15 protein-coding genes are annotated in these 14,642 nt (G+C 67.7%); 9 read left to right on the top strand and 6 right to left on the bottom strand.

The genetic code is table 11. The features are described 5' to 3' along the window. Positions 1-27 precede the first annotated feature (27 nt). The 3 genes from AB0J95_RS34630 to AB0J95_RS34620 all read right to left on the bottom strand — a co-directional run bounded on the left by AB0J95_RS34630 (position 28) and on the right by AB0J95_RS34620 (position 2,832). Entirely contained in the window at positions 28-1,605 is a 1,578-nt protein-coding gene (locus AB0J95_RS34630; protein WP_364767604.1) for a DUF4331 domain-containing protein, read from the bottom strand. An 84-nt stretch (positions 1,606-1,689) separates the two neighbouring features. Beyond that, positions 1,690-2,598 carry a hypothetical protein gene (locus tag AB0J95_RS34625; RefSeq protein WP_364767601.1) on the bottom strand — a complete coding sequence of 303 codons (909 nt, stop codon included), beginning with the start codon at positions 2,596-2,598 and terminating at the stop codon, positions 1,690-1,692. Between the two features lie 15 nt (positions 2,599-2,613). Next, positions 2,614-2,832 carry a hypothetical protein gene (locus AB0J95_RS34620; RefSeq protein ID WP_364767598.1) on the bottom strand — a complete coding sequence of 73 codons (219 nt, stop codon included), beginning with the start codon at positions 2,830-2,832 and terminating at the stop codon, positions 2,614-2,616. A 127-nt stretch (positions 2,833-2,959) separates the two neighbouring features. Here AB0J95_RS34620 and AB0J95_RS34615 point away from each other — a divergent pair, with 127 nt between their 5' ends. From AB0J95_RS34615 to AB0J95_RS34605, 3 genes are read left to right on the top strand one after another with little or no spacing between them, the layout of a single operon-like run. Continuing rightward, positions 2,960-3,652 carry a hypothetical protein gene (locus AB0J95_RS34615; protein WP_364767595.1) on the top strand — a complete coding sequence of 231 codons (693 nt, stop codon included), beginning with the start codon at positions 2,960-2,962 and terminating at the stop codon, positions 3,650-3,652. Beyond that, complete coding sequence (locus AB0J95_RS34610) at positions 3,649-4,452, top strand: hypothetical protein (protein ID WP_364767592.1); 804 nt, start codon at positions 3,649-3,651, stop codon at positions 4,450-4,452. Before AB0J95_RS34615 ends, AB0J95_RS34610 begins: the two co-directional genes overlap by 4 nt. Continuing rightward, positions 4,449-6,158, top strand: a complete 1,710-nt coding sequence (locus AB0J95_RS34605) for a serine/threonine-protein kinase (RefSeq protein ID WP_364767589.1) — start codon at positions 4,449-4,451, stop codon at positions 6,156-6,158. The genes AB0J95_RS34610 and AB0J95_RS34605 overlap by 4 nt, the downstream gene beginning before the upstream one ends. Here the strand turns inward: AB0J95_RS34605 and AB0J95_RS34600 are convergent. Next, positions 6,118-7,242 (bottom strand): MAB_1171c family putative transporter, encoded by a 1,125-nt coding sequence (locus AB0J95_RS34600; protein ID WP_364767587.1) that lies wholly within the window; start codon positions 7,240-7,242, stop codon positions 6,118-6,120. The two genes, AB0J95_RS34605 and AB0J95_RS34600, sit on opposite strands and share 41 nt — an antisense overlap. Positions 7,243-7,273: 31 nt before the next feature. Here AB0J95_RS34600 and AB0J95_RS34595 point away from each other — a divergent pair, with 31 nt between their 5' ends. Together AB0J95_RS34595 and AB0J95_RS34590 are read left to right on the top strand one after the other, a co-directional pair. Then, positions 7,274-7,897: a hypothetical protein gene (locus AB0J95_RS34595; RefSeq protein WP_364767585.1), complete on the top strand. Its 624-nt coding sequence runs from the start codon at positions 7,274-7,276 to the stop codon at positions 7,895-7,897. Positions 7,898-7,954: 57 nt separating this feature from the next. Continuing rightward, on the top strand, positions 7,955-8,305 hold the full coding sequence (locus AB0J95_RS34590) for a fibronectin type III domain-containing protein (protein ID WP_364767582.1): 351 nt from the start codon (positions 7,955-7,957) through the stop codon (positions 8,303-8,305). Here the strand turns inward: AB0J95_RS34590 and AB0J95_RS34585 are convergent. Then, positions 8,302-9,534 (bottom strand): enolase C-terminal domain-like protein, encoded by a 1,233-nt coding sequence (locus AB0J95_RS34585; RefSeq protein ID WP_364767579.1) that lies wholly within the window; start codon positions 9,532-9,534, stop codon positions 8,302-8,304. The two genes, AB0J95_RS34590 and AB0J95_RS34585, sit on opposite strands and share 4 nt — an antisense overlap. Beyond that, a complete protein-coding gene (locus tag AB0J95_RS34580; protein ID WP_364767576.1) occupies positions 9,531-10,643 on the bottom strand; it encodes a GntR family transcriptional regulator in 1,113 nt (370 codons plus the stop codon). The genes AB0J95_RS34585 and AB0J95_RS34580 overlap by 4 nt, the downstream gene beginning before the upstream one ends. An 85-nt stretch (positions 10,644-10,728) precedes the next feature. Between AB0J95_RS34580 and AB0J95_RS34575 the strand changes: the two genes are divergently transcribed. Genes AB0J95_RS34575 through AB0J95_RS34560 form a run of 4 tightly spaced genes read left to right on the top strand, consistent with a single transcriptional unit; the run spans position 10,729 to position 14,616 of the window. Next, the gene (locus AB0J95_RS34575) at positions 10,729-12,102 is read left to right on the top strand and encodes an extracellular solute-binding protein (protein ID WP_364767573.1); all 1,374 of its coding nucleotides are present in this window, start codon (positions 10,729-10,731) and stop codon (positions 12,100-12,102) included. Further along, positions 12,093-12,998 carry a sugar ABC transporter permease gene (locus AB0J95_RS34570; RefSeq protein ID WP_364767570.1) on the top strand — a complete coding sequence of 302 codons (906 nt, stop codon included), beginning with the start codon at positions 12,093-12,095 and terminating at the stop codon, positions 12,996-12,998. Before AB0J95_RS34575 ends, AB0J95_RS34570 begins: the two co-directional genes overlap by 10 nt. After that, entirely contained in the window at positions 12,995-13,807 is an 813-nt protein-coding gene (locus tag AB0J95_RS34565) for a carbohydrate ABC transporter permease (RefSeq protein ID WP_364767567.1), read from the top strand. Before AB0J95_RS34570 ends, AB0J95_RS34565 begins: the two co-directional genes overlap by 4 nt. Further along, positions 13,804-14,616 (top strand): NAD(P)-dependent oxidoreductase, encoded by an 813-nt coding sequence (locus AB0J95_RS34560; RefSeq protein ID WP_364767564.1) that lies wholly within the window; start codon positions 13,804-13,806, stop codon positions 14,614-14,616. The genes AB0J95_RS34565 and AB0J95_RS34560 overlap by 4 nt, the downstream gene beginning before the upstream one ends. Positions 14,617-14,642 lie beyond the last annotated feature (26 nt).

Here is a 14,642-nt window from a genome sequence, read left to right as displayed (position 1 = left end):
CCCAGGACTTTTCAGGGGTGGCTGTGACTACGGGATGGCGCGGTGGCGGGCCTTCTGGCCACGCTTGCGCCACATCCACACGCCGCCGCCGATCAGGCCGAGGGCCCCGGCGGCTCCGCCCAGCATCGCGCCGGCGGGCATCTCCTCGATCACGTTGGCGCTGGGCGCCACGTTGGCGGTCGTCGTCTGCGAGTTGACGGCCGAGTTGTTCGGCAACGCGATGTACGGGAACTTCTGCTCGAACGCCTTGTCGTTGGCGTCCACCTTGTCCCCGGCGGCGAGCTCGGGAACGATCTTTCCGCTCTGCGCGGCGCCTTCCAGCGCCTGCAGCTCGATGTCGACCACGTCGTCGGTCAGCCGGCGGCCGTTCGGGAACCCTTGCAGGTCACCGCCGAGCACACCGAGCCGGTTGGGCTGCGCGGCCGGCGCGATGGACGTGTTGAGCCGCAGCATCTCCGAGGGCACGAAGTTCTTGGCCTTGACGTCCATGTTGTTCAGCTGCGAGTTCAGGTCGGCCTTGATCGGGCCGCCCGCCTTGGTGGTGATCCCGGTCAGGAAGATCTCGACCAGGTCGTTGCGCGGGGTCATCGGCGCCTTGAGCTTGTAGATCGACTCGATCAGCCTGGGCACCTCGGGGTTGGTGACCCGGTCCAGCAACGGCTTGACCGTCCCGTCCTTGTCCGGCGTGAGGCCGTTGAACGCGTCCTTCAGGGCCACGGAGGACACAACTTCGTTCACCAACGGGTTGCCCAGCCGGGAAACCTGCACGAACGGGCCCTCCGGCTCCGCCTTTCCGGGCGAGAGCTTCAGCGACCGCCGCTCGGTGTCGCTCCAGATGCCGACCACCGGGTTGCGCTTCGGGTCGCCCTTGAAGGCCAGTTCCTTCTTGGGAATCTGCAGCGCGATGGTGTTGACGTTGTAGCCGCGCAACGTGTCCTGGCCGACCTCGGACAGGTTCCCGCCGTACAGCAGGTCGAACACGCGCAGGTCGAGGAAGAACGAGTCGTCCGCGGCACCCACGTAGGTCTGCCCGCCGCCGGGCAGCTTGGTGATGGCCTGGTCGCGCAGCTTGCTGTAGTCCGGCATGGACGCGGGGCCCACATTGGACGGTGCCACCTTGCCCTTGTTCACCAGGGTCTTGTTCTTGCCCTCGTAGTCCCAGACCTCGAGCTTGTAGTTCTGGCGGAACAACAGGTTCTCGTCGTCCAGGGACGTGACCGGGCCGTTGTTGTACAGGAAGGTGCTCTTGCCGCGCCGGTCGTCGGTGTCGAACGTCCAGCGGTAGGTCAGGTCCGGCTTGGCATCGCCGTCGTTGTCGATGTTGATGTCGTAGCGGGCGTCGTTGGCCCACGGGTAGAAGTTGGGTCCGCCGTTCGGCTCCTGCAGACCGAACCAGTTGGCGATTATGGTGACCGTGTCCGGGTTGTCAGGGCTGACGAACGCGTACACATCGGTGTTGTCCACGGCCGGGTCAGCCGCGATGAGCGGCGCTTCCCGGTGGCTGGAGGCGTTGGCGCTGCCCGGGACGAACCCCGCGAACGCCGCCCCGAACAGCAGCGCCCCAGCCATGACGAGCGGCTTGGTCCTGCCGCGTAAGGAATACATGACAATCCTCCCCGCACCCGATTGCGATGCCGGGCGCACCCAGCATTCGGTGTCGGGTCCGGGGAGGATTGCGCGAGTTCGAAGTTAGTTAAAACGGAGTACAGCCACACCCGCCAGGACGAAGAACACCAACACGATCATGGTCCCGCTGTGCCCACCCGTCGAGCTGGTCACGATCTGGTCGACCGCCCCGGTCAGCACCACACCGCAGTTCGCGGTGACCTCGTGCCGGCCGGCCTGGATGCGGGTGAACTCCACCGGCGCCCTGAACGTGCCGTCCGCCTCCGCGACCGTGGAGCCGACCCGCTCGCCGCCCGAGGTGAGCGTGACCGGCGCGCCCGGTGAACATCCCTTGCCAGAGGCGGAAAGCCGATCACCGGGGCTGATCGCGGGCTTGTCCAGGACCAGGTCGCTGTCGGACGGCGGCGCGCTCGTCACGTCCGTTATGGACGGTGGTGGCGGCTCGGTCGTCGTGGTGGGCGGGGTGGTGGTCGTCGGCGGAGTCGTTGTGGTGACCGGCGGACGGCTGGGGTTGCCCGGGTTTCCCGGAGGCGGGTTGCCCGGGTTGCCGGGCGGGGGTGGGCCGGACACCGGCGGTGGGTCCGAAGGTGGATTGCTCGGCGGGTTGGAAGGTGGGCTGGACGGCGGGGTGAGCACGGTGAACGGCTTGCGCGCCAGTGGCTTGCCGACGCACACCATGACGATCAGCGTGCTGCCCGGCTTGGCGTCCGTGGGCACGTTCGCGCCCATCGAGCCGCTGGACGCGTGCGTCGTCGCGATGGTCGTGCCGCCGAGGGTGAAGCTCACGTTGTCACAGTTGGCGCCCGACCAGATCAGCTTGAAACCGGCGCCTGGCAGTCCCGAGTTCGGGCTCGCGTCAACGGACGGCGGTGGCGGCTGGGTCGAGCTCTGCGCGTTCGCGAGGGGCGCAGCCGCCACTGCCAGTGCCAGGCCAGCGGTCAGCCCGCCGGCGGCCCGTAACACCGTCCGCATTTCCACCTCTGCAGGTCAGTTGAACCGAATCACCGCCACACCGGCCAGGATGAAGAACACGAGCACGATCATCGTGCTGCTGTGCCCGCCGGTGGAACTGGTGACGATCTGGTCCACCGCTCCGGCCAGCTTGACCCCGCACTCCGTGGTGACCTCGTGCCTGCCGGCCCGGATCCGGGTGAACTCCACCGGTGCGCTGAAGTTCCCGTCGGCGTCGGCGACAGTACCTCCCACCCGCTCCCCATCGGAGATCAGGGTGACCGGCGCCCCAGGCGAACACCCGCGTCCGGTGGCGGACAACGGGTCGCCGGGGTTGATCGCGGGCTTGTCGAGTTCCAGCGCTCCGCCGGTTGGAGTAGTAGTGCTCGTCGGCGTGTCCGTTGTGGACGTTGGCGGCGGCTCGGTGGTCGTGGTGGGCGGGGTGGTCGTGGTCGGCGGAGTCGTTGTGGTGACTGGCGGCCGGGTTACCGGTGGCCGGGTGACCGGTGGGTTGGTAACCGGCGGGATGGTCACTGGGGGATTTGTTACCGGCGGAGTGATCGGTGGTGTGACGGGTGGGGTGATCGGTGGCGTCGACGGACCGGGCACCGTGAATGTGGCGCTCGCGGAAAGTCCCTCACAGTTCCCGATGGTGATGGATCCGGTGACCGTATGGGCGCCGGGTTTTGCCCCATCGGGCACTTTTACGGTGATCGACCCGGAGCCCTCCGACCCCGGAGCGGCCTGCCCGACGGTGGTGGAGTCGAAGGTGAAGATGATGTTGCGGCAGGCCCGCTCCACCAAAAAGAAGCCGGACCAGTTGATTGTGAACGCACTGCCCGGCAAACCCTTGTCAGGCTTGAGGTTTATCACCTGCCGGGGTGCGGGCTGGGTGCTGGACTGGGCTTCTGCCAGGGGCGCTGTGGCCAGCGCGATCGCCAGGCCGGTGGCCACGCCACCGGCGATCCGCAACACCGTTCGCATCGTTACCTCTATCGCGCATGCCGCCGGAAAACTCCCGCACGTTGTAGCATTCCCGTCCAGTCCTCACACTCGACCAACGGGATACCCATGAGACGCGTGATTGCGGCGGGGGTTGCGCTTGCCGCATGTGCCGTCCTGTTCGGCGCCGCCCCTGCATCCGCTGCCGAACCGCTTCAGCTGACGGTCAGCCTGGACGGTCGTGACATCAACGGAAACACCGTCACGATCGACCCGGCGAAGTCCGCCGAGCTGTCGGTGACCGCGATCAACAACTCCGACTCAGTGGTACGAGTGCGAAGCGTGCGCGTGTCCGGAGTGGCCCTCGCGCTCACCTTCTTCTCCTATGACACCACGATGCCGTTCGACGTGCCCGCCAAGAGCCGGGTCACCCGCACGCTGGTGCTGGACTTCACCGACCTCGGTGGCCAGGCGATCGGCCTGCTGCCCACCACCGTTGACATCGTTGGCGCACAGCGGGAAGACCTCGGCAGTGTGAGCACGGTCAGTGACGTGCGCGGTTCACTGTGGTCGGTGTACGGCGTCTTCGGGCTCGCGATGCTGGTGATCACCGCGTTCTTGTGGGCCACTGCGTTGCTCGCACTGGCCCGGCATCGGCTGGCGCCCAACCGGTGGCGGCGCGCGCTGCGCTTCCTGCCCGCCGGGATCGGCACCGGGCTCGTGGCGGTCATCACGCTGTCGGTGCTGAAGCTCGTGCCGCCGGAGCCCGCGATCGAGATCCCGGTGGTGATCGGCACCGCGGCCATCGGCCTGATCCTCGGTTACCTGACGCCGCACCCGATCCCGCCGCTGCCGCCATCGTCCACACCGGATGATCCCACGGTGGACCTGCGCACCCGCAGGCTGGAGAACACCACCGAGGGCTTCGCATGACGGCTCCGTACAGCATGGTGAACGCCTTGCCGCAGTACGCCATCGGCGCCAAGATCGGCGAGGGCGGGATGGGCGAGGTGTTCGCCGGCGTGCACCGGTCGCTCGGCCGTCACGTTGCCATCAAACAGCTGCCGAACGCGGTGGCGGACAACGCGACGGCCGGTGTGCAGTTCGACCGCGAGGCGCGCGTGCTGGCCAGCCTGGACCACCCGCACATCGTGCCGGTGTACGACTACGTGCAGAACCTGCTCGTGATGGAGAAGCTCGACGGGGGCACGGTGTTCGACCGGTTCCACGCCGGGCGGATCAACGCCGAGCAGGCCTGCGCGATCACCCTGGCGATGCTGGCCGGGCTGCACGAGGCGCACAACGCCGGGGTGCTGCACCTGGACGTCAAGCCGAAGAACCTGTTGTTCAACGGCAAGGGCGTGGTGAAGGTCGCCGACTTCGGCATCGCCCGGGTGGTCAGTGAAGGGGCCACTCTGGTCACGCACAGCGGCGAAGTCCTTGGCACGCCCGCGTACATCGCGCCGGAGCAGGCATCCGGTTCCGCGCTGAGCCCGGCCGCCGACGTGTACGCGGCCGGGACCGTGCTCTACGAGCTGCTCACCGGCGACATCCCGTTCGACCGCAGCCGGGGCGGGCTGGCCCTGGTCCGCCAGCACATGTTCGCCGATCCCGCGCCCATCCAAGGGGTTGCGGAGCCGCTGGCGTCGGTTGTCATGCGCAGCATCGCGCGTGAGCAGTCGGACCGCTACCGCGAGGCCGAATCGTTCGCGGTGGACCTGGCCGGCGCGGCGACCGCGGTGTACGGGCAGGGCTGGCTGGAACGGTCCGGAATCCCGGTACTGCACCTGACACCCCGGGTGTTGTCCGCGCTCAGCGGCAACTCCTACCGCGAGGGCCCGACCGTTGTCACACCGAAGGTCCACGGCGCCACCGCCGACCGGACCCTGGCCGTGCCCGGCATGGACCTCCAGGTCGAACCGACGCCGAGCCGGGCCTGGATCCCTGGTGTGCTGGCGGGTCTGGCGCTGGTCGCGGTCGTGGTGGTCGCGCTGATCTCGCCGGGCCGGTTGCCGCACCAGGAGATCACCGGCGCGAACGTGTCGGTGGCCGGCGCGCCCGCGGTCGGGCCCGCCACCCTGGACCTGAGCAAACCCATTGAGATCAAAGGCAAAGGTCCGATCAGCGGACCGGTCCAGCTGACCATCTCCGGCGCCTCGGTGCCGATCAGCTCGGGCAACCAGCAGGTGCGGACCGACCAGGACGGCAACTTCACCGCGCACATCGAGATGCCCGGGATCACCCGGTGGATCGTCGGCGGCGCGGTGACCGGCGAGGTCAAGTACTCGAAGCCGGACAACACGACCGTCGTGCAGGAGCTCACCGTGCGCACGGTCCAGCACCCGCTGGCCAGCGCGATGGGCACCGGGAGTCTCCTGCTGGGCCTGTTCGCGCTGGCGTACCTGGAGTCCACCGTCCGGACGCTGCGCCGCGGCTACCGGCGGCCGTCGGCCAAGTACAGCTCGCTGGTGCTGGGCGCGTTGTTCGGGATCACGGCCTGGCTGCTGATCTCGGTGCTGTCCGACCACGAGGTCGACGCGATCTATGGCCTGGGTGCGGGGATCGCGGGGGCGATCGGCGCGTTCTGCCTTGTGCTGGCTACTGAACGGTCTGTGCGCGCAGCGCGTGGGACAAGGTGACCAGCTCGGCCACGTCGGCGTCCAGGCCGTTGCGCTCCGGGATGGCGACCGGGACGGCCTGCGTGGCCGGTTGGTCGCCGGATGCGTGCGCCCGCAAGGCCTCGCGCAGGTTCGCGGCGAGATCGGCGCCGTTCCCGTTGAGGTACGGGCTGATCCGGACGAGGCCGTCGCGGCACTCGATGACCCGCCGGTAGTAGCGGCGGTGCACGCCGCGCAGGCTCAGGTCTCGCCACTTGGTCACCGGGACGCGGCTCAGCGCGTCCTCCGGGAACTGCGCGTTCAGCTCAGTCCACAGTGGACTAAGCTCGCGGTAGGCCCGCAGGTGGTGCCACCACACCCGCAGCGCGGCCAGGCGCATCATCGCCGCCGGGTAGACCACCCCGATCAGGCACAGCGCGATCCCGGGCAACAACAGGAACGTGGCGCCGTAGTAGCCCAGCGTCGTCTCGGCGGCGCCGTCGGCGGACAGCTCCGGCGGGGCGGCATCGCCACCGGCCCAGCGGATGATGATCGCGGGCACGAACACGCAGTCGGCCGCCGTGATCCCGAACAGGCCGACCGAGGAGATCCGCAGGCCCAGCGCGAGCCTCGGCTCGGCCTTCCGGGCGTAGCGCAGCGCCCAGACGGCGGTGGCCGCGCAGCCGAATGCCAGGTAGAGGTCGGCGGTCGACCAGAACACGGCGACGCTCGTGACGGTGTGGTCCCGGGTCCGCGTCCCGGCTGGGGTCAGGATCACCGCGACGGTCAGCACCGCCAAGGCCAGGCCCAGCGGGATGGTCAGCCGGCGGAACCGGCGCCACGCGATGTCCCGGTCAGCGGCACTGAACAGGAAGAACCCGATCAGGCAGTTCATCCCGACCAGCAGCACCACGTGCTGGACCAGCCGCAGCTCCAGCGGCGGCACGCCCAGGAACGACTGCTCGTGGTCGGCGGCGATGCCCAGCGGGAACGCCAGCGCCCAGCACGCGAACAACGCGGTCAGCGAACCCAGCGCCAGGTTGCCGGGTGTGCGGGCCAGTCGCGCGGCCATCAACCCCAGCACGAGGACCGAACCCACCCCGTATGCCACCAGCAGCACGGTCACGCAGAGCACCGTACCTCCTTAGGATGGACAGATGAACGGCCGGGCGTTTCTGGAGAAAGTCGTCAAGGAGCAGTGGGACGGCGGCAAGGGCAAGGTCAACCGGTGGGAGCTGCAGGGACTGGCGCGTGGCCTGGTCGCCGCGGGGGTGCTGGACCAGCAGGACGCCGACCGCATCATGACTTGGTTGCGCACCAAGATGACCGAGGCCGGAATGCTCCGGACTGTCCGATTTGATCCGTCCCCGCCGGTCAGCCGCCCGCCCGTGGTGGAGGTCGACTCGGTCAAGGTGGACGCGCCGGTGCCGGAGCTGCTGCGGGTGGTTCCGTTGGCGGGCCGGACGTTCACCGTCAACGGCGTGACGACCTCGTTGGTGAGCCTGGAGGTCTGGTCCACCATGCTGATCGTGCGGACCGCCCGGCCCGAGGACCGCGAGCAGCAGCCGGTGTTCCTGGACGAACGGCTGCGTTGGCGCGGCTGGGACGACGCGGGTACCGAGTACCGCAGCAACAGCGGCGCGGACGCGCACTGGAACAGCCTGGTCGTGGACAGCCGGATGTACGAACCCGGGCCGCCGGACGAGGCGGAACTGTTCACCATGGTGGTCGAACATCCCGACCATCAGGCGGTTGTCGAGATTCCGTTGCGCAACCCCTGAACCTGCTCAAGAACAGCCGCGTACTACTCGGGTGGATTGTTTCCCATCCTGAGGGGCGTGGCGAAGATGATGAAGCGAGTGGGAATGATCGTCGCGGGGGTTCTGCTGTTGTTCACGCAGAACGCGTGGGCGGCCGGACCGGCGCCGTCGAATCTCCGGCAGACCGGGGTTTTCGCCGGACAGCCGGTTCTCGGCTGGGACGCGCCCGCGGCGGTCGTCTCCTATTACCGGGTTCTGGTCGACGGTTCCCAGGCCTACCGGCCGAGGGTGCCCAGCGTGAAAGTCGATGACCTGGTCAAATACTGTCATGTGCTGCGTGGGCACACTTATTCGATCTCCGTGCAGGCGGTCGACCCGACCGGCGCCCGGTCCGAGACGAGCGAGTCTCTGCAGGTCACAGTCGCCTAGGGGCGATGTGCGCTGCCGTCCGTTGCCCGCAGCAGGGCCCAGCGATCGTGGTCGCCGGGTTCGGGCGGCGGATACCTCCGCGCTTTCTTCTCGTCGAACTCGACTCCCAGACCGGGGGTGAGTGAAGGGTGCAATTGGCCTTGTTCCGGGACGGGAGTTCCGGGGAAGACATCCAGGGTGGCCTCGGTGGGTGTGGCGGCCTCCTGGATTCCGAAACTGTGCGCGGAAATGTCCAGCGCCAGATTCGCCGCCTGGCCAATTGGGCTGACGTCACCCGGCCCGTGCGGCGCGATTCGGATACCGTTGAGTTCACACGCGGCGACGAGCTTGCGCACCGGGGTGAGCCCACCAAGGGCGGGTATCCGAATGCGGGCGAAATCGATCAGCCGCCGTTGCACCAGGGGGAGGAACTGGGACACGTCATGGAATAGCTCACCCATTGCCAGGGGAACGCCGCACGCCCGCAGCCCGGCGAAATGCGCGGCATCCTCCGGCGCGAGGACGTCCTCCGCGAAGAACAGGTGAAGATCCTCAACCGCAGCGAGGAATCGGCGCGCCTGCGCGGGCGTGAGACGCTCGTGCACGTCGTGGAGGAGTTCGGTGCCGTCCGGCACCCCCTGCCGGACGGCACCCAGCACCTCGGGCACCATCCTGAGGTAGGCCAGGGAGTCCCAATGGCCGTCGCGACCGCGGGACAGCGGCCCGGCGCCGTAGGTGTCGGTCCCCGGCACGGAAACCTGCACTCGCACATGCCGGAACCCGCGGGTCACGGCCGCTTCGACCAGGTCGATGATCTCGTCGGCCTCGGAGCCGTGCACGTGCGTGTAGGCGGCGGCGCCTTCGCGAACCCGCCCGCCCAGCAACGAGAACAGCGGCAGCCCCGCGGCTTTCGCCTTGATGTCCCACAACGCCACGTCGATCCCGGCCAGCGCGTTGCCCTCGATCGACCCGCCGCGCCAGTAGCCGGAGTTGAGCAGCAGCCGGTGGATGTCCTCGATGTCCCCGGGATCGCGGCCGAGCAGCATCGGCCCGAGGTAGTCGTCGATCACGGACCTGACCGCGAGCGTCCTTTGCGGATCACTGGCGCAGCCCAGGCCGTAGAGCCCGGGCTGGCTGGTCTCCACCCGGACGACCAAGTACGGCGGACCTTGGGGAGCGGTAAGGAAAGTCCGGACGGCGGTCACCTTGGTTCCGGTCGAGGTCCAGGGTGCTTCGGCCAGGACGGTCACGGCTGATCCCGGGGCGCGCCGACGACCCGCAGGTGCCCGGGCGCCGACTCCCTGGTGCGCAACGAGATCGGCAGGACGACGAGCTCCGGGTTCCACTCTGGACTGTCGCTGGTCACGCGGGAGTGCAGCAGCCGCATGGCCTGCCGTCCCATGTCGCGGGACGGTAGGACCACCGCGGCCACAGTCAACGGCAGCACGTCGAACGGTCCGGCGTCGTCCATTCCGGCCAGGTCGACATCTCCGGGAATGTCGAGACCCAGTGCGGCCAGATCGTGCGCGGCGGTAGCCAGGATGTACCCGTTGGCGCACAGGAAGACCGTCGGCGGCTGGGGTCCGTTCAGCAGTTCGCGCAGGATGGTCCGGCGCTGTTCGACCGGCTGGCTGCGGTAGGTGCGCAGCACAGTCAGGTCCGGGCGGACCGGGATGTTGTTCTCGCGCAACGCATGCAGGTGCCCGGCGAGCCGGTCGCGGACACTGGTGGCGTCGGTCTCGTCCCACAGGGTCGCGATCGTGCGGTGCCCCAACGCGATCAGCTCGGCGGTCAGCTCCTTGCCCGCGCCGAAGTTGTCCGCCACAACGGCATCCGTGGCCAGGTCCGGGCGGTAGCGGTCGACCATCACCAGCGGGACCCGCTGGGAGTGGATGTCGGCGTAGACATCGGCGACCTGGCTGCCCTCGGCGGGGTAGATGATGATGCCGCTGACGTTGTGCGCCAAGGCTTGCCGCAGCGCGTTCTCCTCGCGGGCGACATCGCCCTCGCAGTGCGTCAGGTACAGGCGATAGCCCAGCTCGGCGCAGGTCGCCTCGACCCCCGCGAGCAGTTGGGTCACGTGCGGGCCGTGGTACTGCAGGATGCACGCGATCGTCCGATCACCGGCCTGCGGTTTGCGTTCCGCGACGAACGTGCCTTGCCCGCGCCGCCGGACCACATGTCCCTCGGCGGCGAGCTCGTTGAGCGCACGAACCGCGGTGGCGTGACTGACCCCGAAGCGTTCGCAGATCTCACGCTGGGTCACGAACGGCTTGCCAGGGGAGTACTCGCCGGCCGCGATCGCGGCCAGCAGTTCCCGCTTCACCTGCTGGTAGAGCGGCGGTCGGGCAGCTGTCACCGTCGTAGCTTAACAGGTTATGGGACATTGACATGTTAAATCCTCCGACCCTATGGTCTGAGTCACACAGGCATCGGGAGGACACGTGGGCACTCCTCGGCTCTTGGCCGCGATAACGACGTCGGTTGCTTTACTCCTCAGCAGCGTCGCCTGCAGCAGTTCCTCGGACGGCCCAACCGGTTCCGGGGCCACGCTGGAGATGTGGACGTTCAAGCAGACCCACGTCAAACCCCTGCAGGCGGCCGCCGCGAGCTTCAAGGAGAAGACCGGCATCACCGTGAACATCACCGCCTACACCCCGGATGACGCCTTCAAGAGCAAGGTGATGAGCGCCGCGGCCACCAAGAACGTGGCGGACGTTCTGGAGGTGCACGCGGCAGGCGAGGATTTCGTGCTTGGCGGCGCCGGAATCCTCGCCGACATAACGTCCAATGTGGACTCGGCGTGGCAGGCGCGGTTCCTCAAGGGGACCGCGGACGCCGGGCGGGTCTCGCCGGAGCGCTACCAGCGATCGCTCGCGCCCAAGGCGGCGGATGTGGGCATCAAGACCGGTCAGCTGTTCAGCATCCCGTTCACCTCAGGCACTTTCGGGATCGTCTACGCCAGCAAGGCGAAGCTGACCGCGGCCGGGCTGAACCCCGCCGCGCCGCCCAAGACCTGGGCCGAACTGATCTCGTGGCTGCGGGCGACCACCGCGAAGGACCCGCAGAACGGCGGGATCACCATCGGGCTCAAGGCCTCCAGCACCGGGTTCAACTGGATCCTGCAGCCGCTGGCCTACGCCTACCTCGGCAAGGATCGCTACGAAGCCTTGTTCGGCAAGGACTCCGGCAAGATCTGGGGCAACGCCGACGGCGAGCAGGTGCTGGCCCTGTACGACAAACTCACGCCCTACTGGACCCCGGGCAGCCAGACCCTCGGCATCGACGACGCCGACCGGGCGTTCGCGCAGGGCAAGTCCGCGTTCGACGTCGGCGGCACGTTCACCCTCGCGGCCATCCAGCAGAACGGCATGAACCCCAGCGATCTCATCGCTTTCGGGCTGCCGCCCGCCGAGGGTGGCCAGGTCACCGACCTGAAGCTGGCCCCCTTGGCTCTGACCGGCCTTTCGGTGTCGGCGACTTCGAAACAACCCGAGGCGGCCATCAAGTGGCTGGACTACCTGACTTCCGTGGACCAGGCGGGCGCGTTCGCCAAGGCCTCACTGGACCTGCCCGGAGTCGATCTCGGCGCCAAGGCGGCCTCGTTGCTGGGGCCGGATCTGGCCGCACTGCAGAAGGTCTTCGACGCGCCCGGGCCGAACACGTACAACCCCGATGACATGTCCAAGTACCAGAGCCCCGTCTACGACCAGGCCATCGCCGGGGACGCGCTGGTGAAGATGTCGCCGCTCAAACAGGTCTCGGTGGCCGACACGAACAAGCAGCTCGGCCAGATCATCTCCGACTCGTGGAAGTGAAACGCCTGCGCAAGGCCCTGACGGGGTACGCGTTCATCCTGCCGGCCCTGGTGCTGTTCGCGGTGATGGGCGTGTACACCGTCGGGTACGGGCTGTTGCTGAGCTTTGCCCGGTGGAACGGCTTCAGTCCACACTGGACCTGGGTGGGCGTCGGCAACTACCTCGACGTGATCTACCGCGACCCCAACGTGGCGCCGTACGTGCGGGACGCGGCTGTGCACACGGTGGTCGTGATGATCGCGGTGCCGCTGCTGGCGGTGATCGCCGGCCTGCCGATCGCCATCGCGCTGAACCGGATCCGGTTGTTTCGCACGACTTTGCGGACAGTGTTCTTCCTGCCTTATGTCACCACTGGGATCGCCATCTTCTACGGCTGGACTTATGTCCTGCAGCCAGAGGGTTCGTTGAACTTCATCCTGCGGGGTCTTGGTCTGGGAACTCTGGCTCAGCCGCAAGGGTTTCTCGGGAACCCGAACACGGCGTTGGCCACGTTGATCGTGGTGATGGCGTGGTCGTCCATCCCAGTGGCGATTCTGCTGTTCCTGACCGGGTTGCAGGCCATCGATCCGGCGGTGATCGACGCGGCCACCGTCGATGGGGCGACCGGGTTCCGGATGACGTCGTCGGTGATCTGGCCGTTGCTGCGGCCGATCACAGCGGCGGTGATCCTGTTGAACCTGCGGGATGCCTTGCAGGGGTTCCAGATGTTCCTGCTGATGACCAACGGCGGTCCCGGCGGGCACACCAACGTGCTGGGGCTGGAGATCTACAAGCAGGCGTTCTTCAAGGAACTGCGGCCGACGCTGGGTTTGGCGAGCGCGCTGGGCTGGCTGTTGTTCGTGGTCGCGATCATCCTGGCCGCGATCAACGTCCGGGTGCTGCGGAGCCGCACGTGAGAGCCCGCGTCGTTGCGTACGTCGTGCTCGGGATCTACGCCGTGATCAGCGTGTACCCGTTCGCCTGGATGGTGTCCGGCGCGTTCAAGGACAGCCAGGAGGTGCTGCGCGGCGGCGAGCTGATCCCGGCTCATCCGACTTTGTCCACGTTCGCGCAGACCTGGAACGAGCTGGACTTCCTGCGGTACTTCGGGAACAGCCTCGTGGTCACGGCGGCGACCGTGGCCGGAGTGCTGGTGGTCTACTCCTTGGCGGCGTACGCGTTCGCCGTGCTGGAGTTCCCGGGGCGCAAGGCTTTGTACGCCGGGTTCATCTCGCTGCTGTTCGTGCCTGGGGTCACGGTGTTGCTGCCGATCGTGATCCTGCAGCAGGAGCTGGGCATTCTGGGCACGCAGTTCGGGCTGGTGCTGCCGTTCGTCAACGGCACGGCTCCGCTGTCGATCCTGTTGCTGACCAACAGCTTCCGGGCGGTGCCTGGTGAGCTTCGGGAGTCGGCGCGGATGGACGGGGCCAGCGAGGTGCGCGCGTTCCTGTCGATCTACCTGCCGGTCTGCCGGCCTGCGTTGGCCGCGATCGCTCTCCTGACCGCGGTGCCGACGTGGAACGAGTACGTGCTGAGCCGGGTCTCGTTGAACGACCCCTCGGTGTACACGTTGCCGTTGGGCCTGCAGACGCTGACCTCGTCGACCTCGCCGCAGTACAACGTGATCATGGCGGCGTCACTGATCATCGTCGTGCCGGTGGTGCTGTTGTTCGTGCTGCTGCAGCGATACTTCGTCAACGGACTCGTGGGAGCGGTCAAAGGGTGAAGGTTCTGCTCACCGGCGCCGGGGGAGCGCTGGGTTCGGTCGTGTCGCTTTGTCTCACCGAAGCGGGCCATGACGTCGTGCCGCATGACCGCCAGAACGGGGATCTGCGGTCGTTGCCGCACGTCAGGGAGGTCGTCGACGGGGTGAGCGCGGTGGTGCACGCGGCCGCCATACCGTCCCCAAAGGACGGTCCGGACGACGAGATCTTCCAGAACAATGTCCAGACCACCTACAACGTCCTGGACACCGCCGGGCGTTTCGGGGTGCCGCGGATCGTGTACGTTTCCAGCGCTTCCGCGGTCGGTCTAGCCTGGTCAGAGCTTGGCGTGTCGCCGGTATCGGTGCCCGTGACCGAGGACCATCCATATGTCGGCGAGGATGTCTACGGGTTGTCCAAACAGATCGGCGAGACCATCGCTGCGGCCACCAGTCGTCGGTGGGGCGCGACCGTCGTGAGCTTGCGCTTTCCCTTCATCGGCAGCGGGGAACGGCTGCTCTCGCACCTGAGCTGGGTGCATGCCGATCATGGCGTGGACCGGGGTGGGTTGTGGGCCTGGCTGGACATGCGGGACGCCGCTCGGGCCGTGTTGGCCGCGCTCACGGCTTCGTTGACGGGTCACCACATTGTGAACGTGGCCGCGCCGGACACGACGGCGTTGATCCCGACTGCCGAGTTGTTGCGGACTTACCACCCTGGGGTAAGAGTGGACCGGGAGCTTGGTGAGTTCGAGTCGCTGTACGCACGGGACCGGAGTCGGTCGCTGCTCGGCTTCGAACCCCTGTATGGGTGGCGATCGCTTCATGGATAGCGCCCCGCGTCGGCGCCTTATGTAGG

This window comes from Actinocrispum sp. NPDC049592, assembly GCF_040675465.1.
Classification (GTDB): Bacteria; Actinomycetota; Actinomycetes; order Mycobacteriales; family Pseudonocardiaceae; genus Kibdelosporangium.
The sequence above is the reverse complement of the archived record's forward strand: the minus strand, read 5'-3'. Positions and strand labels throughout refer to the sequence as shown.

Excerpts from the sequence above, each read along its gene's own strand:
- AB0J95_RS34630 (WP_364767604.1), bottom strand. The coding sequence starts at position 1,605 with ATGTATTCCTTACGCGGCAGGACCAAGCCGCTCGTCATGGCTGGGGCG.
- AB0J95_RS34625 (WP_364767601.1), bottom strand. The coding sequence starts at position 2,598 with ATGCGGACGGTGTTACGGGCCGCCGGCGGGCTGACCGCTGGCCTGGCA.
- AB0J95_RS34610 (WP_364767592.1), top strand. The coding sequence starts at position 3,649 with ATGAGACGCGTGATTGCGGCGGGGGTTGCGCTTGCCGCATGTGCCGTC.
- AB0J95_RS34605 (WP_364767589.1), top strand. The coding sequence starts at position 4,449 with ATGACGGCTCCGTACAGCATGGTGAACGCCTTGCCGCAGTACGCCATC.
- AB0J95_RS34595 (WP_364767585.1), top strand. The coding sequence starts at position 7,274 with ATGAACGGCCGGGCGTTTCTGGAGAAAGTCGTCAAGGAGCAGTGGGAC.